General features: G+C 64.7%; 20 protein-coding genes, 1 tRNA gene and 1 riboswitch. Of the genes, 5 read left to right on the forward strand and 16 right to left on the reverse strand.

Annotation, left to right across the window (positions count from 1 at the left end; all coding sequences use genetic code 11):
- The first annotated feature begins 108 nt into the window (after positions 1-108).
- On the forward strand, positions 109-1,299 hold the full coding sequence (locus IVA87_RS06610) for an adenylate/guanylate cyclase domain-containing protein (RefSeq protein ID WP_247303216.1): 1,191 nt from the start codon (positions 109-111) through the stop codon (positions 1,297-1,299).
- A gap of 120 nt (positions 1,300-1,419) precedes the next feature.
- Here the strand turns inward: IVA87_RS06610 and IVA87_RS06615 are convergent, their stop codons facing one another.
- From IVA87_RS06615 to IVA87_RS06640, 6 genes are all read right to left on the reverse strand, one after another.
- Positions 1,420-2,181 carry a hypothetical protein gene (locus tag IVA87_RS06615; protein WP_247303215.1) on the reverse strand — a complete coding sequence of 254 codons (762 nt, stop codon included), beginning with the start codon at positions 2,179-2,181 and terminating at the stop codon, positions 1,420-1,422.
- 77 nt (positions 2,182-2,258) lie between these two features.
- The gene (gene clpS, locus IVA87_RS06620) at positions 2,259-2,564 is read right to left on the reverse strand and encodes an ATP-dependent Clp protease adapter ClpS (RefSeq protein ID WP_057753578.1); all 306 of its coding nucleotides are present in this window, start codon (positions 2,562-2,564) and stop codon (positions 2,259-2,261) included.
- A 43-nt stretch (positions 2,565-2,607) separates the two neighbouring features.
- Positions 2,608-2,949, reverse strand: coding sequence for a DUF190 domain-containing protein (locus IVA87_RS06625; protein WP_247303213.1), 342 nt, complete (start codon positions 2,947-2,949; stop codon positions 2,608-2,610).
- 2 nt (positions 2,950-2,951) lie between these two features.
- Positions 2,952-3,380 carry a fluoride efflux transporter CrcB gene (gene crcB, locus IVA87_RS06630; protein ID WP_247333044.1) on the reverse strand — a complete coding sequence of 143 codons (429 nt, stop codon included), beginning with the start codon at positions 3,378-3,380 and terminating at the stop codon, positions 2,952-2,954.
- Positions 3,381-3,386: 6 nt separating this feature from the next.
- Positions 3,387-3,776 (reverse strand): fluoride efflux transporter CrcB, encoded by a 390-nt coding sequence (gene crcB / locus IVA87_RS06635; RefSeq protein ID WP_247303210.1) that lies wholly within the window; start codon positions 3,774-3,776, stop codon positions 3,387-3,389.
- A gap of 19 nt (positions 3,777-3,795) precedes the next feature.
- Positions 3,796-5,001 carry an MFS transporter gene (locus tag IVA87_RS06640; RefSeq protein ID WP_247303207.1) on the reverse strand — a complete coding sequence of 402 codons (1,206 nt, stop codon included), beginning with the start codon at positions 4,999-5,001 and terminating at the stop codon, positions 3,796-3,798.
- Positions 5,002-5,116: 115 nt separating this feature from the next.
- A riboswitch (Fluoride riboswitch) is annotated at positions 5,117-5,194 on the reverse strand.
- Between the two features lie 273 nt (positions 5,195-5,467).
- On the opposite strand from IVA87_RS06640, the gene IVA87_RS06645 reads away from it, so the two are divergent.
- Both IVA87_RS06645 and IVA87_RS06650 read left to right on the forward strand, forming a co-directional pair.
- Positions 5,468-6,331, forward strand: coding sequence for a DUF1194 domain-containing protein (locus tag IVA87_RS06645; RefSeq protein WP_247303206.1), 864 nt, complete (start codon positions 5,468-5,470; stop codon positions 6,329-6,331).
- Between the two features lie 179 nt (positions 6,332-6,510).
- Positions 6,511-7,146, forward strand: a complete 636-nt coding sequence (locus IVA87_RS06650) for a hypothetical protein (protein ID WP_247303204.1) — start codon at positions 6,511-6,513, stop codon at positions 7,144-7,146.
- Between the two features lie 42 nt (positions 7,147-7,188).
- Here the strand turns inward: IVA87_RS06650 and IVA87_RS35090 are convergent, their stop codons facing one another.
- Complete coding sequence (locus IVA87_RS35090; RefSeq protein WP_247303202.1) at positions 7,189-7,356, reverse strand: nucleotidyltransferase domain-containing protein; 168 nt, start codon at positions 7,354-7,356, stop codon at positions 7,189-7,191.
- A 108-nt stretch (positions 7,357-7,464) separates the two neighbouring features.
- Here IVA87_RS35090 and IVA87_RS06655 point away from each other — a divergent pair, with 108 nt between their 5' ends.
- A complete protein-coding gene (locus IVA87_RS06655) occupies positions 7,465-8,064 on the forward strand; it encodes a hypothetical protein (RefSeq protein WP_247303200.1) in 600 nt (199 codons plus the stop codon).
- A gap of 93 nt (positions 8,065-8,157) precedes the next feature.
- On the opposite strand, the gene IVA87_RS06660 is transcribed toward IVA87_RS06655, so the two are convergent.
- From IVA87_RS06660 to IVA87_RS06700, 9 genes are all read right to left on the reverse strand, one after another.
- A complete protein-coding gene (locus tag IVA87_RS06660) occupies positions 8,158-9,405 on the reverse strand; it encodes a methyltransferase (protein ID WP_247303198.1) in 1,248 nt (415 codons plus the stop codon).
- On the reverse strand, positions 9,398-10,132 hold the full coding sequence (locus IVA87_RS06665; RefSeq protein ID WP_247303196.1) for a TlyA family RNA methyltransferase: 735 nt from the start codon (positions 10,130-10,132) through the stop codon (positions 9,398-9,400). Before IVA87_RS06665 ends, IVA87_RS06660 begins: the two co-directional genes overlap by 8 nt.
- 28 nt (positions 10,133-10,160) lie before the next feature.
- A complete protein-coding gene (locus tag IVA87_RS06670; protein WP_247303195.1) occupies positions 10,161-10,715 on the reverse strand; it encodes a nucleoside 2-deoxyribosyltransferase in 555 nt (184 codons plus the stop codon).
- Between the two features lie 179 nt (positions 10,716-10,894).
- Positions 10,895-12,823 (reverse strand): 1-deoxy-D-xylulose-5-phosphate synthase, encoded by a 1,929-nt coding sequence (dxs, locus tag IVA87_RS06675; RefSeq protein WP_247279195.1) that lies wholly within the window; start codon positions 12,821-12,823, stop codon positions 10,895-10,897.
- Between the two features lie 590 nt (positions 12,824-13,413).
- Positions 13,414-13,665 (reverse strand): exodeoxyribonuclease VII small subunit, encoded by a 252-nt coding sequence (locus IVA87_RS06680; RefSeq protein ID WP_008551229.1) that lies wholly within the window; start codon positions 13,663-13,665, stop codon positions 13,414-13,416.
- A gap of 73 nt (positions 13,666-13,738) precedes the next feature.
- The gene (locus IVA87_RS06685) at positions 13,739-14,668 is read right to left on the reverse strand and encodes a histone deacetylase family protein (RefSeq protein WP_247303194.1); all 930 of its coding nucleotides are present in this window, start codon (positions 14,666-14,668) and stop codon (positions 13,739-13,741) included.
- Between the two features lie 136 nt (positions 14,669-14,804).
- A complete protein-coding gene (locus tag IVA87_RS06690) occupies positions 14,805-16,460 on the reverse strand; it encodes a bifunctional metallophosphatase/5'-nucleotidase (RefSeq protein ID WP_247303193.1) in 1,656 nt (551 codons plus the stop codon).
- 261 nt (positions 16,461-16,721) lie between these two features.
- Positions 16,722-17,480, reverse strand: a complete 759-nt coding sequence (locus IVA87_RS06695) for an enoyl-CoA hydratase-related protein (protein WP_247303192.1) — start codon at positions 17,478-17,480, stop codon at positions 16,722-16,724.
- A gap of 544 nt (positions 17,481-18,024) precedes the next feature.
- Positions 18,025-19,803: an acyl-CoA dehydrogenase gene (locus tag IVA87_RS06700; RefSeq protein ID WP_247303191.1), complete on the reverse strand. Its 1,779-nt coding sequence runs from the start codon at positions 19,801-19,803 to the stop codon at positions 18,025-18,027.
- A gap of 271 nt (positions 19,804-20,074) precedes the next feature.
- Here IVA87_RS06700 and IVA87_RS06705 point away from each other — a divergent pair.
- Positions 20,075-20,149 (forward strand) — tRNA-Gln (locus tag IVA87_RS06705).
- Positions 20,150-20,346: the final 197 nt, after the last annotated feature.

The following is a 20,346-nucleotide window of genomic DNA, read 5'->3' on the forward strand; positions in this document are numbered from 1 at the left end:
TCACCTCTCCCCGACCGGTAGAGCTGAACGCCGCCGCCGGCGTTCGTGTCGCACCACAAGCTCTCCGCGCAGCTTGACGGGCCCGCAACTTCGTCCGCAAATGCGGACATGAACAGCTCCGAGCTCCAGCGCATTACCAACTGGCTGATCGACGGCGCTTGGACGTCGCAAGAGCCGGCCGAGATGATCGCCGATTTCTGCGAACGTCTGGTCGCGGCCGGCCTGCCGCTGTGGCGGTTCGGTATCTTCATCCGCACGCTGCATCCGGAAATCTTCGGTCGCAACTTCATATGGCGGCAGGGCGAGGAGGTCGAAATCGGCAGCGTCGATTTCGATATTCTGGACACGCCCGAATTCGCCCGCAGCCCGCTCCGCATCGTGTTCGAGCAGAGGCTGGAGGTCAGGGGACGCGCGAGCGATCCTGACAGCAAGCGATTTCCGTTCCTCGACGACATGCGTGCCGAAGGCGCGACCGACTATATCGCGGTGCCGGTGCCGTTTCTCGACGGATCCATCCACGCGACGAGCTGGATCACGCAGCATCCCGGCGGCTTCAGCGACGACGACATCGCGGCGATCCGAACCATCATAGCGCCGCTGGCGCGCGTCAGCGAGATCATCAGCCTGCGGCGCACCGCCGAGATGCTGCTCGACACCTATGTCGGCAACCGCGCCGGCGCGCGCATTCTCGGGGGCCAGATTCGCCGTGGCCACACCGACACCATGCAGGCGGTGATCTGGCTGTCGGACCTGCGCGGCTTCACCGCGCTGTCGGACCGGCTGCCGGCCGAGACGGTGGTCGCGATCCTCAACCATTATTTCGATTGCCAGGTCACCGCGATCCGGGGCCATGGCGGCGAGGTGCTGAAATTCATGGGCGACGGCCTGCTCGCGGTGTTTCCGATCGACGAATATGTCGGCGATGCTGCCCATGTCTGCGCGCGCGTGCTGGAGGCCGCGCGCGAAGCGCGCGCCAGCGTGGAGTCGCTCGCGTTTCCGGTCGGCGATGCCGTCGAGCGCTTCCGTTTCGGGGTCGCGCTGCACGTCGGCAACATCCTCTACGGCAATATCGGCGGCGGCAACCGGCTGGACTTCACCTGCATTGGCCCCGCCGTCAATCTCGCGGCCCGGCTGGAGAAGATCACGGGGCGGCTGGGCCGGACCGTCGTCGCCTCGGAGGGTTTTGCCAATGTCTGCCACCACCACTGGCACGAGCTCGGCGAGTTTCCGATCGCGGGCTTTTCCAAGGCGCAGCGCGTGTACGGGCTGGCGGAAGAGACGCCGGTGGTGATGGCCTAAAGCATGATCCGGAAAGGTGCGCAGCGGTTTTCCGAAGAGATCATGTTCAACAACAATCTAAAGCGCGATGACGATTCGTTCTATTCGCATCGCGCTCTAGGGCTGGCGCTGCCGGCGGCTCTAGCTGTCGCGAACATAAGACTGTTTCAGACCGAGAGTCAGCACCCTCAAGGTGATCCACAGCCGCAGCATGGCGAAGCTGAAGATGAAGACGAAATAGATCAGGTTCTTGGTGAACTGCGTCGAGGACGAGGTCTGCCAGAAGTTCCAGATCGCGGTACGCACCGCCTCCTGTCCATAGGCGAGAGCCACGTTGATGACGCCGAGGGCGATGACGGCGGCGCCGAGCCACAGCCCGCGTCGTGCGAATTCGCCGATCGCCGCAAACAGGGCGACCCTGCCGTCGTCGCGCTCGGCACGCACGATCATGAGCAGCACGATCGCGGCGATCCATGCGCTCCAGAAACGTCCGGGATGGGTGAACTGATCGAACGCCATGCCGTCGAGGCCGGCCATGAGATGATACGTAGCTCCGTAACCGGCCGCTGCGGCGCTGAGCGCAGCTGCGATCATCACGAGCATGATCCGCCACAGGATCGAGAAGGAAAGCTTGAACTGCTCGCCCATTGTCAGCGCACCCAGCGAGGATTGGCCACCCGCCGCCTCGATCGATTGTTGCGCCGTCGCAAAGAAGGCCAGCAGCACCGAAATGTCGGAAACGATGATTGCGGGCAACGCCACGGCGCCGCCGCCGAACGCGATCACACGCATCGCGGCCGCCAGGATCAGCCAGGGCAGGGCATGCAGCAGCCTGAACGGACCGAACGAGGTTTCGGGGCGGGCCGGCTTGAGCTCGAGTTGTTTGCGCAGTGTGACTGTCATCGCATGGTGGTGACACAGGAGATTAAACCTGCGGTAGCACGGATCGCTAAAATTGACCCGAAGCGGGCAGGCGGCGCCTATTCCTCCGGCTCCGTCGTGAACAGCAGCGGATAACCCTTGGCGCGTCCGGCATCGGTGGCGCGCGTCGCCTTGGTCTCGGCGACGTCCTTGGTGAACACGGCGACGACGCAGGCGCCCAGCTTGTGCGCGGTGATCATCACCTTGTAGGCCTGATCCTCGGTCATGCGGAATTCGGCCTTGAGCACCATCGTGACGAATTCGCGCGGCGTGTAGTCATCGTTGATCAGGATGACCTTGTGCAGCTTCGGCCGCTCGACCTTGGTCTTCGTCCTGGTTTTCGGTGTGGTAACGGTATCGTTCATTCCGCCTCCCGGACACGGCGGGCTCGGGTTCCTGCTGGAGGGATCAGCTCGCGACCTTCGCACCATATTGCAGGACCTGCACCTTCTCCAAGGTGATCAGCCCGCTCGACATCATGCCATCGAGGATGGGCAGGAATGCGTTGATGTTGTCCTCGCTGTCGACGATCTCGATCAGCAGCGGCAGGTCTTCCGAAAGTCGCAGGATCTTCGACGTGTGCAGCCGGCTCGACCTGCCGAAGCCCATCGGACCGCGCAGCACGGTGGCGCCGGCGAGGTGCCGCTCGCGCGCCGTCATCACGATCGCTTCATAGAGCGGCTTGCCGTCGAAATGGTCGCTCTCGCCGATGAAGATCCGGAGCGAAACTGCCTGAGCGGGGATTTGCATGGTCAGCTCCTTGTCAAGCCGTTATAGCGGCTCGCCATCATATGGCCGATCCAGACCGACACCAGCCAGCAGATCACGGACGCGGCAATGTAGGCGAGCGCGGTGTATTTCATGCCGCCGTGGAGCAGGCGGAAGGTCTCCAGGCTGAAGGTGGAGAACGTGGTGTAGCCGCCGCAGAACCCGGTCATGACGAACTGTCGGTGCTCGGGCCGCGCCAGCACGCGGCCGTCGGGGCCGGTCAGCGTCGCGTAGAAGCCGATGATCAACGATCCCGTCGCGTTGATGAACAGCGTGGCGAAGGGAAAGCCCGGCCCGGTGTCGAGCGCGAGACCGACCAGATAACGCGTCAGCCCGCCGACGATGCTGCCGCCGGCAACCCAGGTGTAAAGTATCGCGCTACGCCAGCGATCGGCGGAGGAGGGGACGCTCATGTGCTGCTATCCTCCAAGACTGTCCGCAAGGAGAAAGCCGCAACTAACGGCGGCGAGGCACAGCCCGACCGAGAACACGACGTTGCCGAGTGCGTGCATTGGCTCGCCGCTCCGCGCCAGCGTCAGGGTTTGCAGGCTGAACGAGGACACCGTGGTGTAGCAGCCGAGAAAGCCGGTCACCGCGAACAGCCAAGGGTTGGGCGTGGCGAAAACCGAGCCGGGATGGGCCGCGAGCGCGCCAACAATGCCGATCAGGAAGGCGCCGGTGACGTTGATCGTCATGGTGCCCCACGGAAACGTCTCGCCCAGCCGCCGCGCGATCGCGCCGGACACGAAATAGCGCGCGCAGCCGCCGAGCACGCTCCCGATCATGATCGCAAGCACTCCACTCAGCACGACGAAAAGCTCCCCCTCATCATTTTTGCTCCGCTGCCAGACCGTTGCCGACGGCAAGCAGTCCTACGAGCGAGATCAGCGCAAAGCCGAGCCCTGCCAGAAACGTGCCTGCCGGACCGTAGGCATCCCACAACGCGCCGGCGATCACGCTCGCGGCTAACAAGGCGAGGCCCGTGAACAGGTTGAAATAGCCGAACGCGGTGCCGCGCAGGCTCGGCGGCGCGGCGTCGGCGACGAGGGCCGAGAGCAGGCCTTGCGTCAATCCCATATGCAGCCCCCACAGCACGACGCCGAGCGCGAGGCCTGCAAGGCTCGGGAGCAATGCCAGCGCGAGGTCGGCCCCGGCAAGGAAGATGAGGCCGAGCGCGAGCAGGCCGGTTCGGTTGATCCGGTCCGACAGCACGCCGGCCGGATAGGCCGACAGTGCATAAGCGACGTTCATCAGCACCAGCACCGCCGGCACCCACATCGCATTGAGCCCGATGTTCTGCGCGCGCAGGATCAGGAAGGCCTCGCTGAAGCGCGCGAGCGTGAAGACGACGCCGACCGCGACGACGCGCCAGTAGACCGATCCGAGCTGCCGCATCGCGGCAAGATTGAGCGGGTTCTTCGCAGGCTCCCGGCTCGGATCCGCCGGCTCGTGCACGGCAAGTGCGATCAGTCCGAAGGACAGGAAGGCCGGCAGCACCGCAACCCAGAACACGATCGTAAAATTGTCCGCCGTCCACCACATCAGGCCGATGGCCGCGAGCGGCCCGACGAAGGCACCGATCGTGTCGAGCGATTGTCGCAGGCCAAAGCTCGCGCCGCGCAGGCCGATGGGAGCGATGTCGGCGATCAGGGCATCGCGCGGCGCGCCGCGAATGCCCTTGCCGACGCGATCGATGAAGCGCGCCGCCACCAGCCACCCGACGCTCGACGCGAGCGGAAACAGCGGTTTGGTGAAAGCGGCTAGCCCATAGCCGAGCGCGGCGAGCAGCTTGCGCCGACCAAGCCAGTCCGACAGGGCGCCGGAGAAGATTTTCGTGATCGAGGCGGTCGCCTCGGCAATGCCCTCGATGAAACCGACCGTGAGCGTGGAGGCGCCGAGCACGGTGACGAGATAGACCGGCAGCAGCGCATGGATCATCTCGGAGGAGATGTCCATCAGCATCGAGACGAAGCCGAGCACCCAGATTCCCCTGGGCAGTGAGGCGCGCGCGGCATTCGGTGTCGTCGTCGTCACGTCTTCGCCTTCTCCTGCCCTGGCTTGCTGGCCTTCGTCACCAGGCAACAAAAAACCCGCCATCGGCGGGTTGGTCCATGCTCCCACCAAAGGCGAAGGCCTAACGATTGCCCCACCTCAAGCAGGAGTCATCAGCCCACTACGATCATCGACCGCCGGGCGGTTGTCGGGGGACTCCATCCCCATCTGTGGGTCCAGCCTAGCATGGAAATTGCGCCGGACAAGTGGGCGGGGAAGTGTGCCTACACACCACATCATTACATCCGGGCTTGGCTCTGCGAAGCGCCCCGGAGTGCCGGTGCGTATATGACCGCTCGTGTTCCGGCGGCGCGAGCGCGGCAACAGCGCGGCAGCTTTGCGCAAATTGGGCCGATCCTAACTCGAATGTGAAGCGCAAGCGATCTTCGCACTTTGCGGCAAGGCGATTGCATGTCACCATCGCGTCATACGACGGGAGACTGGTGCGATGCGCTTGCTGTTCTCGATCGGGGCTGTACTGGTGGCCGGCGTGCTTGCCGGAGGGGAAGTCGCGGGCATCGCGGCGCCAGGACCAAAATTCGAGCTGCCCGAGAATCAGGCGCAGCGGCCGGTTGCCGACAAGGATGCGCAGACGGTCGACGTCGAACTGATCCTCGCCGTCGACGTGTCCTACTCCATGGACATGGACGAGCTCGCGATCCAGCGCGAAGGCTACGCGCAGGCGATCCAGTCGAAGGAATTCCTCCAGGCGCTGAAGCTCGGTCCGAACGGCCGCATCGCCGTGACCTATTTCGAGTGGGCCGCTTCCAGCGACCAGAAGATCATCATCCCCTGGCGGCTGATCGACGGCCCCGAGACCGCGGATGCGGTCGCCGCCGAGATCATGAAGACGCCGATCCGGCGCGCCTCGCGCACCTCGATCTCCGGCGCGATCACGTTCGCGATGCCGCTGTTCGACGAGGATCCCTACCGGGGCTTGCGTCGCGTGATCGACGTTTCCGGCGACGGCCCCAACAACAATGGCGGCCCGGTCACGGTGGCGCGCGATGCCGCGCTCGAGAAGGGCATCGTCATCAACGGTCTGCCAATCATGGTCAAGGAGCCATCCTATTCGACCATGGATATCGACAATCTCGACTTCTACTACGAGGACTGCGTCATCGGCGGTCCCGGCTCTTTCGTCATCACGATCAAGGACCGCGACAAGTTCAAGGAAGCGATCCGCACCAAGCTGCTGATGGAGGTCGCCGGCCGCACGCCGGAGCGCCCCGTGATGCGGGTTGCGGACAAGGAGCCGCGCGTCAATTGCATGATCGGCGAGAAGATCTGGTCGGACCGCTGGGGCCGCTAATGGCGCACGGCGATTGGGACCTTTCGCCTCATCCCGCCCGACGGTTGAATTTAACCGCTCGTTAACCGGCACATGGCCCTAATTCGACTGCTTCAGTTCGTTTCCGATTGCTGTTTTGACCCTGCTGTCGGGCGCGATCGAGAGCGGGGGTTCGTCGAACCCGTCCACCGAGCAGACCAATGGCCATCGTCGCCTCGAGCACCAGCCAGATTTCGCCCGCCAATGAGCGGGTCTTTCACCAGAGCAAATTGCTCGGTGAATGGAAGGGCAATTGGGTCGGCAACAACCAGCCTGTCAGCTTCAAGGTCGTGAACATCCGCGGTGCCCGGGCGCAGGTCGAGTACACTCATAACGGGCATACCGAGCGGGGCTTTGCCGAGGTCAATGGCTCGCTGATCACCTTCGGCGGGGTCACGGTCGGCACCAAGGACGGTAAGAGCATGGTGCTGTTGTTCTCGGCGGGCGGCGCTGGCAAGCAGAGCGCCAATCTCGAGAAGCAGGAACCGCCGGCTTCCGACAGCCGCCTCATGGGAAGCTGGGGCGGCTATTCCAGCGATAACGGCAAGAGCGCGAGCTTCAAGGTGCTCTCGGTCAACGGCAAGGAAGCCCAGGTCAGCGTCACCACCGACGGCGTCACCCGCCAGGGCACCGGCACCGTCTACAAGAACGTCATCATGTTCGGGCAGGCGCAGATCGCAACCGACGACGGACAGAATGGCAAGGTCATCTATCAGGTCGGCACAAAATCTTTCATGGTGCCGGTGACGAAATATCCGCCGGCGGACTCCTCGTCTTCGATCGACAAGACGGCCTGAAAGCTGCCTTTCGCCATTTCGGCGGCCGCTCCACGAACGCCCTCAAGCCCTCCTGCGCGTGCGGCCGCGAGCTCGGCATAGCCCGATGTCGTAGTCGGAGGAGGGATGCACGCTGCCCCGCGCGCGTGAGCCGCCGAGCACCACGGCCTGAACGCCCGGTACCTCCGCAAGAATGGGGGTCAGGCGGGTGAGCAAGGGATCGAGGAACATCAGGTGCAACTCTCCGGAAGGCCCGCGCCGTGACGTCGGCCGGATCGCTCCGCTGGCATTGGTAAGGTCCGGCGAGTATAATTTGCAAAACTCTTGACGGTCATCTGAATGTTCAACGTCGCAGATTCATGTGCTCTTGCAACTCTCGCAGTGCTCTGCCTGACCGGCGCACCTGTTCATGCGCAGGTTGCGCCGCTGAGATATTGGATACCCGGCGGGCCTTTCGGCCTTGGTAACGGTGCGGACCAGAACTCCGATACTTACGGCAGCTTCTCGAGCTTCAATGCCGGCGATGCGGCTTGGCGCACCAGCTATGCGAATGGTTTCTTCGTCGGCAGCGAGCGCGGCAATTTTGGTTTGAGCGGCTTCAACCAGGCTGGTTCGGCCGCCAATTTCAGCGCGCTGTCCTATGACAGCACGCAGTTCGGCTACACCACCAAGGCGGCAGGTGGTTTGCCTGTCACGTTCTTCGCCGGTTTCGATACGTTGAAGTACGGCAATGGCATCGGCAGCTCGCTGGCGCCGCTGACCTCCACCGCCACGCCCGGTTATGGTGCGTTCGCGGGTGTCGAGTTCAAGCCGACCCCCAACCTCAGCCTGTCGTTCGGCGCCGGTTTCAGCCAGCAGCAATCGGGACGCATGGACAGCGACATCAACTCCTCGATGCTCCCCGGCGAGTCGCCGGTTTTGGGCGGCCTGCGGCGCTAGAGCATGATCCGGAAAGTGCGAAGCCGTTTTCCGAAAAGATCATGCTCAAAACAAAACCTAAAGCGCGGCGGTTCATCCTGCTCTCATTGCGCTTTAGCGCGTAAGCCGCGCCACCAGCTCCACATGCGGCGTGTGCCGGAACTGGTCGACCGGCACCACCGCCTCCAGCCGATAGCCGCCGTCGATCAGCAGTCGCGCATCGCGGGCAAAGGTCGCGACGTTGCAGGACACGGCGATCACGACAGGCACCTTGCTAGCGGCGAGCTTCAGCGCCTGGGCCTGCGCGCCCTGGCGCGGCGGGTCGAACACCACCGCGTCGAAGTCGCGCAGCTCCGGCGGGACCAGGGGACGGCGGAACAGGTCGCGTGGCTCGGCTTTGATTGGCTTCAGGCCGGGCGTGCGCGCCGCTTTCGCGAGCGCGGCGATCGCGCCGGCGTCGCTGTCATAGGCAGTGACGCGGGCCTTCTCGGCGAGCCTCAACGCAAACGGGCCGACGCCGCAGAAGAGGTCGAGAACTTCCTTGGCCTTGCCGACGCGCTCGGCGACGAGCGCCGCCAGCGTCTCTTCGCCCGCGACCGTCGCCTGCAGGAACGAGCCCGGCGGCAGCGTCACCTCCGCGCGGCCCATCTTCACCGTCGGCGGCAGGCGTTGCAGCACCAGCTCGCCATGCCGCGTCAGTCGTGCCAAGCGGTGCTGATCGGCGACGCGCGACAGCGCCGTGACCAGCGGCGTCGGCAGCGGGCCGGAGCCGCGCACGTCGATATCGAGGCCGTTGGCCGTGGCGGTGACCTGGATGTCGAGCGGTTTCGTCACCGGCATCTTGGACGTCAGCGGCTCGGCGAGCGCCCAGGCGGCATCGAGCGCGCCGGCGAGCGCGGGATCAAGGATGGGGCAGCGATGGATCGGAATGACGTCGTGCGAGCTCGCCGCGGAGAAGCCGACCTTGAGGATGTCATGCGTGCCGAACCGGCCGTGCAGCGTGATGCGTCTGCGCCCCGCGCCGTGCGCATCGACCAGCGGCGCCACTTCGCAATCCACGCCGGCCTGCGCCAGCGTCTCGACCACGATGCCGCGCTTCCAGGCGCGATAGGGCTCGGCCGCCCAATGCTGGATGGCGCAGCCGCCGCAGACGCCGAAATGCGGGCAGAACGGCTCGATGCGCTCGGGGCTTGCGACGTCCACCGCGAGCAGCTTGCGGCGATCGGGATGATGGCCTGCGGCGTGATCGACCTCGACGGTCTCGCCTCGAAGCGTATAGGGCACATAGATCGCTTCGCCCGTCGCCAGCGAGACGCCGTCGCCGCGATGGCCGACGTGATCGATCGTCAGGCGCTCAACCACGCCGCGCGCCCAGGAAGAATTCGATGTTGCCGTCACCCCCCGTGATCGATGACGGAAACACATCGATGTCGGTGCAGCCGAGCGAGGCCGCGAACGCTGCGATGTCGTCACAGATCTCCCGGTGCACGACGGTGTCGCGGATGATGCCTTTCTTGTTGTGCTTCCGGTCGGCCTCGAATTGCGGCTTGATCAGCGCCAGCAGGCTCATGGGCGCCGCTGCCAGCGACAGCGCCACCGGCAGCACCGCCTTGAGCGAAATGAAGCTGACGTCGATGACGACGATATCGGGCCGCGCCGGCAGGCGCTTGCCTTCGTAGGACCGGATGTCGGTCTCCTCCATCGACACGATCTTGGGATGATCGCGCAGCGAGGGATGCAACTGGCTGGTGCCGACGTCGATGGCGAACACCAGGCTGGCCCCGTTCGCCAGCAGCACCTCGGTGAAGCCGCCGGTGGAGGCGCCGACGTCGAGGCAGACATGATCCTCGATTTCAATCGGGTAATGCTCGAGCGCGCCAGCGAGCTTGACGCCGCCGCGGGAAACATAGGGGTGGGCCGGCTCGGCCTGGATCACCGCGTCCTCGGCGATCGTCTCCGATGGCTTGGTCACCTGCTTGTCATCGGCCGTGACCAGCCCGGCCTCGATCGCCGCGCGCGCCCGCGCCCGGCTTTCGAACAGGCCGCGCTCGACCAGCAATACGTCCGCGCGCTTGCGGGGAGTGGACATTACGCTCTCATGGGCACGACTGAGCTGCTTATGTAGCGATCAATCGCGCAGCCGCCATCCGGACGCAAGCCTCGAACGCGGCGAGATCGTGCCAGACATCGATTGGCATCTCGGCCGGCGTCACCAGCGGGCAGCCATGCCGCTCCAGCGCATGGATCATCATGAGGTTGTCGACCAGGCCGAAATCCTCGACCGTCAGTCCCTGCGCATCGACCAGCCGTCCATCCTCGGAGGCGACCTCCATAAAACGGCCGACGCGGTCGGCATAGGCGGCGCCATCATTGGAATAGGCGAGGCAGAATTTACGCCGCCCGGCCATGTAGCCGAGTTCGTAGACGGTACCGGGATCGGCGCCTGCGCCGCGGAACGGGGTGAGATTGGCGATGATGGCATCGGCCTCGTTCATCATCGCCTCGTTGCCACAAAAGATCTGCCGCGAAGCGTCGGGCGCAGTGAGGTCGATCGCGTTGTCGAGCGGATAGAGGCCGGTGAGACCGTGAGCCGTGCAGATATCGATCTTGCGGCGGCCGATCTCGATCGCGTCCGGCAGGAACACGTCGGGGCCTGCAAGATAGATTTTCATGGGATCAAAGCCCGAAAATCATGGATCGAGACCCGAGCCGCGGGGCGTGCTCTGCTCCCTCCCCCGCTTGCGGGGAAGGACTGGGGAGAGGGTGTCTCCTCGATCGAGAACCCCCGAGAGGAAAGAGCCCTCACGCGACGCTTCGCGTCGACCGCTCCCGCAAACGGGAGAGGTGAACATCAAGCCAGCTTGACCGTCTCGGCCTTGACGTCCTTGCCGAGCGCTTCGAACACCTTGGCGACGATGCCCTTGGCGTCGAGACCGGCGCGGGCGTACATCGCGGCGGGCGTGTCGTGATCCAGGAACACGTCGGGCAGCACCATCGAGCGGAACTTGACCATGCCGGTGTCCAGCACGCCCTGATCGGTCAGGAACTGGGCGACATGCGAGCCAAAGCCGCCGATCGAGCCTTCTTCGATCGTGATCAGGATCTCATGGTCGCGGGCGAGCTTGAGCACCAGCTCGGTGTCGAGCGGCTTCATGAAGCGCGCATCCGCAATCGAGGTCGACAGGCCGTGGGCTGCGAGCTCGTCGGCCGCCTTCTCGCATTCGGCGAGGCGCGTGCCGAACGAGAGCAGGGCGATCTTGCTGCCCTGGCGGATCATGCGGCCCTTGCCGATTTCGAGCGGAATGCCGACTTCGGGCATCTCGATGCCGCGGCCTTCGCCGCGCGGATAGCGCAACGAGCTCGGACGGTCATCGATCGCGACCTGCGTCGCCACCATATGCACGAGCTCGGCCTCGTCCGCCGCCGCCATGATCACCATGTTTGGCAGGCAGCCGAGATAGGCGTTGTCGAACGAGCCGGCATGGGTCGCGCCGTCGGCGCCGACCAGGCCTGCGCGGTCGATGGCGAAGCGGACGGGCAGGCTCTGAATTGCGACGTCATGCACGATCTGGTCGTAGCCGCGCTGGAGGAAGGTCGAGTAGATCGCGCAGAACGGCTTGTAGCCTTCGGTCGCAAGACCGGCGGCGAACGTCACCGCATGCTGCTCGGCGATGCCGACGTCGAAGGTGCGGTCGGGGAACGCCTTGTTGAAGATGTCGACGCCGGTGCCCGACGGCATGGCCGCGGTGATGGCTACGATCTTGTCGTCCTTCTGCGCTTCCTTGACGAGGCTCTGGCCGAACACGTTCTGGTAGGCCGGCGCGTTCGGCTTGGCTTTGGCCTGCGTGCCGGTCGCGACGTCGAACTTGACGACGGCATGGTACTTGTCGGCGGACGCTTCCGCCGGGCCATAGCCCTTGCCCTTCTGCGTCACCACGTGGACCAGGATCGGTCCCTCCTCCATGTCGCGCACGTTCTTCAGCACGGGCAGAAGGTGATCGAGATTGTGACCGTCGATCGGGCCGACGTAATAGAAGCCGAGCTCCTCGAACAGCGTGCCGCCATCCATCATGAAGCCGCGGGAGTACTCCTCGACACGGTTGGCGCGGTTGGCGATGATCTTGGGCAGGCGCTTGTTGATCTGCTTGGCCGCATCGCGCAGCGTGCGATAGGTCTTGCCGGAGTAGAGGCGCGACAGATAGGCGCTCATGGCGCCGACCGGCGGCGCGATCGACATGTCGTTGTCGTTGAGGATGACGATCAGGCGCGAGTTCATCGCACCGGCATTGTTCATGGCCTCGTAGGCCATGCCCGCCGACATCGCGCCATCACCGATCACGGCGATCACGTTGTTCTTGCCGCCGGAGAGATCGCGTGCCACGGCCATGCCGAGGCCGGCCGAGATCGAGGTCGAGGAATGCGCCGCGCCGAACGGATCGTAATCGCTCTCGCTGCGCTTGGTGAAGCCGGACAGGCCGCCGCCGGTGCGCAGCGTGCGGATGCGGTCGCGCCGGCCGGTGAGGATCTTGTGCGGATAGGCCTGATGGCCGACGTCCCAGATCAGCCGGTCGCGCGGCGTGTCGAAGACGTAATGGATCGCGGTCGTGAGTTCGACGACGCCGAGACCCGCGCCGAAGTGACCCCCGGTCACCGAGACGGCATCGATGGTCTCCTGCCGCAGCTCGTCGGCGACCTGGCGAACCTGCTCGATCTTCAGCTTGCGCAGGTCTTCCGGCGTCCGGATGGTGTCGAGAAGCGGCGTTTTACTGTATGCGTTCACGGCGATTTCCAATTTGTCAGCGCCGGAAGGTCATTCCGGTGCGCGATGGGTTTGCTCAATATCGGCGCAGCGCGAGTCCTCAAACCGTCGGAGCCACCTGCATGGGGCAAGGCCCCGTCTTCAGCTTAGGTAAGCTTAAGTGCGCTCCGGTTCAGTCTCTGTGATCCCTGTCACTTAGATCGGCTTCGCCCGTCTCAGCCCATTTCTTTAGCAGTTTGAAGCCCTTGTCGTCGGTAATCGATGCCCACGCAAGGCTTACAAAAAGCCACACTCCGCGCAGCTTTACACCAAACCTTTGGCCAAAGCCAACCCGCTGGGCCGATTGGGGGTATGCAGGTGCAACCGGCGGGCCGGAGTGGTTAACTGCGGCCCGTGACGCAGGGTTCCGGGCCTGCCGGGTCCTTCGCGGGCTTTTTTGGCCAGAATCGGGTCTTTTTGGTCTCTCAGGGTAGGAATCTGGTACCGGCCGCACCGGTTGGAACCGTCACGTTCGTGGAACGGCGAGGGTGCGATCACGAAAGGTGCAGCTACGCTCCAACCTGCCCTGTTACAGGGCCGACCGGGTCAGAAACCGTGGGGAAGCCTTTGGCTTATTGGACGTCGAGCGGCGCGGTGCCGGTGGCCTGGCCGCTGGCATCGGTGGTGATCTTGTCGACGCGCGCCTCGGCCTGCCGCAGTAGATCCTCGCAGCGGCGCTTCAGGGCCTCGCCGCGCTCATAGATCGTCACGGATTCCTCGAGCGGCACCTTGCCGTCTTCGAGCCGCTTCACGATCGTTTCGAGTTCCTCGATCGCGCGCTCGAAGGTGAGCCTGGAGACGTCGATTTGGGTATTTTCGGCCATATCCGTTTCCGATTGCCCGGTTCGCTTCACATGAGAAAAAGCAGACTTTTGCGGGCTTAATGTGGCGGGTGCGTCATGCGCCCATCAGGGCACCGACATGCGCCGTAACAGATTCTTTCAGTCCTTGCAGGTCATAGCCGCCCTCGAGCACCGAAACAATGCGGCCTCCTGCGGTCTTGTCGGCGAGGTCCATCAGCTTGCGCGTCACCCAGGAATAGTCCTCGGCGCGCAGGTTCAGCGAGGCGAGCGGGTCGCGGTAATGCGCGTCGAAACCTGCTGAGATGATGAGCAGCTCGGGGCTGAATTTTTCGAGCTGCGGCAGGATCAAATGCTCGAACGCGGAACGGAATTCCGGCCCGCCGTCCTCCGACGCGAGCGGCGCATTGACGATGGTGTCGTGGTCGCCGCGCTCGCTCTTGGCTCCGGTACCCGGGAACAGTGGCATCTGGTGCGTCGAGCAGTACATCACGGTCGGGTCCGACCAGAAGATGTCCTGCGTGCCGTTGCCGTGATGCACGTCGAAATCGACGATCGCCGCGCGCTTGATGCCGTATTTGCGCTGCGCATGGCGCGCCGCGATAGCGACATTGTCGAAGAAGCAGAAGCCCATCGGCTTGCCGATCTCGGCGTGATGTCCGGGCGGGCGCACCGCGACGAAGGCGTTGCGATGCTGGCCCGTCATCACGGCTTCGGTTGCCGCGACCGCGCCGCCGACGCCGCGCATCACCGCTTCCCACGTGCCCGGCGACATCGAGGTGTCGCCGTCGATGTAGACTTGGCCGCTGGTCGGCGCGATGTGGCGCAACTCGGTGACGTAATGCTCGTTGTGGCACAGCGTGACCAGATCGAGATCGCCCTCCGGGGCCTGGTCGCGCACCAGAAACTGGAAACGCTCGTGCGACAGCGCTTCCTCCACCGCGCGCAGGCGATCCGGCCTTTCAGGATGTCCCGGCGGCGTGACGTGGTCGAGGCAGGCCTTGTGGGAGAGGAGAAGCGTGCTCATCAGGTCGGCCTCATGGGATGCGGGCTCTTGGCGTCGCTTGGCGCATCCGGCGCCAAAACGCAAATGCAAAACCCAAATCTAGGCGTTTGGGCGGCAACGGCAATGGGCCGTCCCGGGCCGTCCCGTTCGATCCGGATCAATTCACGCGCAGGATGCGGGTAGGCGGCAGCGGTCCAATCGGCCCATGCGCTCGGAAGAACGCGAACAGCGCGTCCGCGTCGTAACCGCCATATTGTGGCGCGGTGCCCTGTTTGGCGACGGTAAAGCCGTCGCCGCCGACGGCGAGGTAATCGTTGAGGGTGACGCGGTAGCCGCTTCCAGGTTCGATCGGCCTGCCGCCGAGACTCATCCTGTCGGTGATCACGCGCTCGCCTAATGGCTTCGCCGCATCCCAGGCATAGCTGAACCCGTTCGACACCTGGAGGATCCGTGGCCGCTTCGGGTCCAACCATTGCTGCTCGAGCAAGTCCTTGAGCAGGCGGCCCGTGAGCGTCATGGTGACGAGGCGGTTGCGAAACGGTTGGCTGGCGAAGACATCGCCGAACGTGATCGCGCCATTCTCCTTGGGAACGATGTCGGTGCGGATGCCGCCGGGATTGGTGAGCGCGATCACGGCGCCGCCGTCCTTGGCATCGCGGGTTGCAAGCAATTGCGCATCGGCAATGACGTCGCCGAGCGCGCTTTCGCCGGCCTCGTTCGGAATGCGCGACAGCGTCTGGGTCACCGATCCGGCCGGCCGGTTGGCGATTGGCGCCGACAGCTTGTCGTAGGCCTCGATCAGCGCGGTCTGATCCGGATCTTTCGCAAGCGAGGCATTGGCGACGACGACGTTCTCGGCCCTGGCGCTGACGATGTCGCGGCTTGCGGGATCGAGCTTGAGATCGATCGCGGTGACCAGCGTGCCGTATTTGTCGCCGCTGGTGACGAGGCGTCCATCGATATCGCAGACATAGGCGCGGTGGGTGTGGCCGCTGACGACGATGTCGACGGCCCGGTCGAATTTCTTCACGATGTCGACGATCGGACCCGAGATGCCGGGACATTCGTTGTAGTCGCCGGTGGGCTCGCCGCCTTCGTGGATCAGCACGACGATCGCTTCCACCCCACGCGCCTTCAATTGCGGCACGAGCGCATTGACTGTCTCGGCTTCGTCGCGAAATTCGAGACCGGCGATGCCGGCGGGCGAGACGATGCCGGCGGTGCCCTTCAGCGTCAGTCCGATGAAGCCGACGGGAACGCCGTCGAACTCCCTGATCTCGTACGGCGGCAGCACGCTGTTGCCGGTGGCGGTCTCGATGGTCGAGGCCGCGAGATAGTGGAATTTGGCGCCCGTGAAGGGATGCGGCCCCTGGCAGCCGTCGACCGGATGGCAGCCGCCGTTCTGCATCCGCAAGAGCTCGGCCTTGCCCTCGTCGAATTCGTGATTGCCGATCGAACTGATCGCAAGACCCATCTTCGAGAGCGACTCGATTGAAGGCTCGTCGTGAAACATCGCCGACAGGAACGGGCTCGCGCCGATCAGATCGCCTGCGGCGACGAAGATCGTGTTCCTGTGTCCTTCGCGCAGCTGCTTCACCAGCGTCGCCATGTATTCGGCGCCGCCGGCCGCCACCATCACCTTCCTGGCCTTGTCCTCGGGATCATTGATGCGAATGCCCCCTGGCGAAGGCCGCAGATTGCCGTGGAAATCGTTGATCGCGAGGATGCGCAGCTCGACCGGGGCTGCGGTCTCGGCTGAGGCGGGGAGGGTGCTGGCGAGAGCGAGGGCGGCAAGGATGGATGGGTATCGCATGGAACAAGATTAGTCGGTCCGCACAAAGATTTCACGAAACTCTTTTGTTGAAGCACCGCGCCTGCCGCACGCTCCCGCCCGCCCCTTGAGGGAGCGGGTCGGCTCGCATGAAATGCGAACCGGGGCGGGGCGACAGACCATCCCGTGAGGAGGTGTTGGCGAGGTTCGTATCCCGGCGAGAGTCTTCGTGCGGCTCACCCTGCCCCGCGCTTCGCGCGAGCGACCCTCCTCCAGGGTCAGGGTGACAGCCGAGTGCTCGCCCTACCGCTTCTTCCTGTTCGCAAACCCATTGAACGCTGCAATCGCCTCTTCCGACTTGAGCCGCTCGCCGAACAAATGGGCTTCCTGGTCGATGCGGCGGGTCAACTCCTCCGGCGGGGCGCGCAGCAGTCTGCGCGAGGTCGCGACCGCCTCGGCCGGCAGCCGGCAGATCTCGCGCGCCACCTTGCGTGCCTCGACCTCGGTGTGTCCGGGCGAGACCACGGTGTTGACGAAACCTGCGGCATGCGCCTCCGCGGCGGAAAAAGTCCGCCCCATCACCAGCATCGCGAAGGCGCGCTGGTAGCCCATCGTGTTCGGCACCAGCAGGCTGGCCGCGCCGACCGGGACGAGCCCGAGATGGATGTAGGGCGCGGAGAAGGTCGCAGCGTTCGAGGCGAGCACATAGTCGCAGTGGAACAGCATCACGGTGCCGATCCCGATCGAGACGCCGTCGACGGCCGCGATGATCGGCTTGGCATTGAGGGCGAGCGAATAGAGAAACTTGGCCCCGTTCGACAGCATTTCGGGGTGCGAGGCGTCGGCCTTCAGGAAATCCTCGATATCGTCGCCGGCGGTGAACACGCCGGAGCCACCGGTGATGATCATGCAGCGGATATCAGGGTTGTTCTGCGCGGTGTCGATCGCGCGGCTCATCTCCTGATACATGTGCTGCGTGATCGCGTTCTTCTTGCTCGGACGACGCAGGGTGATTACGCGCGTTCCACGCTCTTCGGTGACGACGATATTGCCATTCGGCATGAGAGCCCCCTGCGGTCGCCGCGGCGCTTGCCTTCGGCGTGTCTCACGAAGGGTCAGCCTACATCATCTTGCAGGCCTGCCAATGCGCTGCTCAAGCTTTTCGATACCGATCTTGTGTCGTCAGCACAGGCCGCGCGCCGCATCGCTCGTTACGCGCTGTCGCGCGTTACAACATTGGGATACAATGTTTCATTTGAAGAACTGCTGGTTGTGGGGCATGATCGGGCCTGGTGCCGTTTCCTTTGATTGATTGCTCGATCAATGATTGCCGCAGCTGCTGTCGCTGACCGGCAGCATCGGCTTCCGTTCCGCGATGCTGGCGGTCACGCTCGCGATGATGCGGCTGGTGTTGCCGGTGGTCGTGACGTTCATCGGTCGGCCCGCCGGGACCTCGCTGGCATCGGCCGACCGGACGTCCATCCGGTGGCGATGCGGTCGCGCCGAGCCACTCGCGAGCCAAGGGAAGGCCCTCGTCAAAAACGCGGTGTCGTCCCGACGAAGGCCGGGACAGATTGGTTGTGGGGCAGGCAGCAGCCGCCGCCTTCTACCCCAGCAGCACCGCATCCGCCGCCGCAACCGATTCCGCGCTCTCCGTCACCGTGCGCTCGAGCGAAGGCGCCTGCACGGTGATGTTCTCTGCGAAGAAGCGGGCGAGCGAGACGTAGCGGGCGGCGTCCGTGATGCCGTCGGCCTTGGCGGCGAGCGCTTCGGAGGCCAGCATGCAGCCGCCGAGCGTGGCGCCGAACTGCTGCAAATAGGGCGTAGCTCCCGCAAGCGCCTCGTTCGGTGCGGACGCAGCCCGCTCCAAAAGCCATTTGCTGGTGCGCGTCAGCGCCTCCAGCGCCTCGCGCAGCTTGGTGCCCGTGGTGCCGAAGCTGGGATCGTTGGAGGCCTCGACCTGGCTGACGGTGGCCGAGAGCTCGTCGAGCAGCGTCCATACCGAGGCGCCGCCATTGGCCGCGAGCTTGCGCATGACGAGGTCGATCGCCTGGATGCCGTTGGTGCCTTCGTAGATCGCGGTGATGCGGGAATCGCGATAATGCTGCGCAGCGCCGGTCTCCTCGATGAAGCCCATGCCGCCATGAACCTGCACGCCGAGATAGGCGACCTCGTTGCCGATGTCGGTGGAATAACCCTTGGCGATCGGCGTCAGCAGCGCCGCGCGTGCGGCCGCATCGGCCCGCACCTTCGCGTCCTTGGCGCGGTTGGACACGTCGATGGCGACCGCGGTCGCATAGCAGATGGTGCGCGCGGCGGCGGTCTGCGCCCGCATTCGCATCAGCATGCGCTTGACGTCGGGATGGACGAAGATCGCATCCGCGCCGTCGCCCTTGTTGCCGACCGCGCGGCCCTGCTTGCGCTCCTGGGCGTAGGACAGCGCCTGCTGGTAGGCGCGATCGGCGAGCCCGACGCCCTCCAGGCCGACGCCGAGGCGGGCCTGGTTCATCATCGTGAACATGCAGCGCATGCCCTGGTTCTCTTCGCCGATCAGGAAACCGATCGCCCCGCCGTGATCGCCCATGGTCATGGTGCAGGTCGGCGAAGCATGGATGCCGAGCTTGTGCTCGACGCCGCTCGCATAGATGTCGTTGCGCTGCCCCAGCGAGCCGTCTTCGTTGACCATGAACTTCGGCACGAGGAACAGCGAGATTCCCTTAGTGCCGGCGGGCGCGTCAGGCAGGCGCGCGAGCACGAAATGCACGATGTTGTCGGTCATGTCGTGCTCGCCATAGGTGATGAAGATCTTCGTCCCCTTGATGCGATAGGTGCCGTCGGCCTGCCGCTCGGCGCGGGTGCGCAGCGCGCCAACGTCGGAGCCGGCCTGCGGCTCGGTGAGCTGCATCGTGCCGGTCCATTCGCCGGAGACGAGCTTCTCGAGATAGATCTTTTTCAGCTCGTCGCTGCCATGCGCCTCCAGCGCCTCGATCGCGGAGGCCGTCAGCAGCGGGCAGAGGCCGAAGGCGATATTGGCGGCGCTCCAGATCTCGGTGCAGGCGGCGTTGATCGCGAGTGGCAGGCCCTGGCCGCCAAAGCCTTCCGGGCCCGAGACGGCGTTCCAGCCGCCCTCGGTCCAACGCTTGTAGGCATCCGGCCAGCCCGGCGCGGTCGTGACCTTGCCCTCGCTCAGCTTGATGCCGTGCTCGTCGCCGACGCGGTTGAGCGGCGCCAGCACGTCGGACGCGAACTTCCCCGCTTCCTCCAGCACGGCCGCGACAATGTCGGCGTCGAAATCGCCGTAATGGCCGGCCGCCACGGCGGCCTTGAGGCCCGCGCCGTGGTTGAGCGACAGCAGCATGTCAGAGATCGGCGCGCGGTAGGTCATGGCTCACTCCCGTGGACAAATATTGGTGCCGTATTCCCATGAAACGGGGGCGGTCTCAATGGCCGGGAGGGATGGCGCTGGCTGGCGGGACCCGGCGGTTGTCGGGCCTCTTAATAGAGTAGAGCGAGACACGGATGCTTCGGCCGGTCTTCCCAGGCCGCGGTATTTTGCCCCTCCAGGCGGTTGAAATGCCGCCCCGCTCCCTATAGACCGGCTGCGACCCGAGGGAATCTGCGGTAGCCAGTTCTTCCGCCGGCCCCCGGTCGCCAGTTGGGGCGTAGCCAAGCGGTAAGGCAGCGGATTTTGATTCCGCCATTCGGAGGTTCGATCCCTCCCGCCCCAGCCAGAAGCTCCGCTTGATCCGATCCTGCCCCGCTGCGTGGATCAACGAGCGGCGAACCGGTGTTCGGCAAGTCCCTGCGCGATGCGTGAATGGCAAGCAGATGGCCGGCTTCGGACTCCCGGTCCAATTGCATGGGGTCGAGGAATTTTCTTGCGGTGGTGATGAACATGGTGGTCAGGTCACGACCGCCGAAGCAAACG

Origin of the sequence: Bradyrhizobium sp. 147 (assembly GCF_023073935.1) — a bacterium.
Classification (GTDB): Bacteria; Pseudomonadota; Alphaproteobacteria; order Rhizobiales; family Xanthobacteraceae; genus Bradyrhizobium.

What these genes read in the sequence shown, in the direction of transcription:
- clpS (WP_057753578.1), bottom strand. Translation starts at nt 2,564, where the DNA reads ATGAACGATACCGTTACCACACCGAAAACCAGGACGAAGACCAAGGTC.
- IVA87_RS06625 (WP_247303213.1), bottom strand. Translation starts at nt 2,949, where the DNA reads ATGCAAATCCCCGCTCAGGCAGTTTCGCTCCGGATCTTCATCGGCGAG.
- IVA87_RS06680 (WP_008551229.1), bottom strand. Translation starts at nt 13,665, where the DNA reads ATGGCCGAAAATACCCAAATCGACGTCTCCAGGCTCACCTTCGAGCGC.
- IVA87_RS06695 (WP_247303192.1), bottom strand. Translation starts at nt 17,480, where the DNA reads ATGCCGAATGGCAATATCGTCGTCACCGAAGAGCGTGGAACGCGCGTA.
- IVA87_RS06650 (WP_247303204.1), top strand. Translation starts at nt 6,511, where the DNA reads ATGGCCATCGTCGCCTCGAGCACCAGCCAGATTTCGCCCGCCAATGAG.
- IVA87_RS06645 (WP_247303206.1), top strand. Translation starts at nt 5,468, where the DNA reads ATGCGCTTGCTGTTCTCGATCGGGGCTGTACTGGTGGCCGGCGTGCTT.
- IVA87_RS06610 (WP_247303216.1), top strand. Translation starts at nt 109, where the DNA reads ATGAACAGCTCCGAGCTCCAGCGCATTACCAACTGGCTGATCGACGGC.
- IVA87_RS06700 (WP_247303191.1), bottom strand. Translation starts at nt 19,803, where the DNA reads ATGACCTACCGCGCGCCGATCTCTGACATGCTGCTGTCGCTCAACCAC.
- crcB (WP_247333044.1), bottom strand. Translation starts at nt 3,380, where the DNA reads ATGAGCGTCCCCTCCTCCGCCGATCGCTGGCGTAGCGCGATACTTTAC.
- IVA87_RS06665 (WP_247303196.1), bottom strand. Translation starts at nt 10,132, where the DNA reads ATGTCCACTCCCCGCAAGCGCGCGGACGTATTGCTGGTCGAGCGCGGC.
- IVA87_RS06655 (WP_247303200.1), top strand. Translation starts at nt 7,465, where the DNA reads ATGTTCAACGTCGCAGATTCATGTGCTCTTGCAACTCTCGCAGTGCTC.
- IVA87_RS06670 (WP_247303195.1), bottom strand. Translation starts at nt 10,715, where the DNA reads ATGAAAATCTATCTTGCAGGCCCCGACGTGTTCCTGCCGGACGCGATC.
- IVA87_RS35090 (WP_247303202.1), bottom strand. Translation starts at nt 7,356, where the DNA reads ATGTTCCTCGATCCCTTGCTCACCCGCCTGACCCCCATTCTTGCGGAG.
- IVA87_RS06685 (WP_247303194.1), bottom strand. Translation starts at nt 14,668, where the DNA reads ATGAGCACGCTTCTCCTCTCCCACAAGGCCTGCCTCGACCACGTCACG.
- IVA87_RS06690 (WP_247303193.1), bottom strand. Translation starts at nt 16,460, where the DNA reads ATGCGATACCCATCCATCCTTGCCGCCCTCGCTCTCGCCAGCACCCTC.
- IVA87_RS06615 (WP_247303215.1), bottom strand. Translation starts at nt 2,181, where the DNA reads ATGACAGTCACACTGCGCAAACAACTCGAGCTCAAGCCGGCCCGCCCC.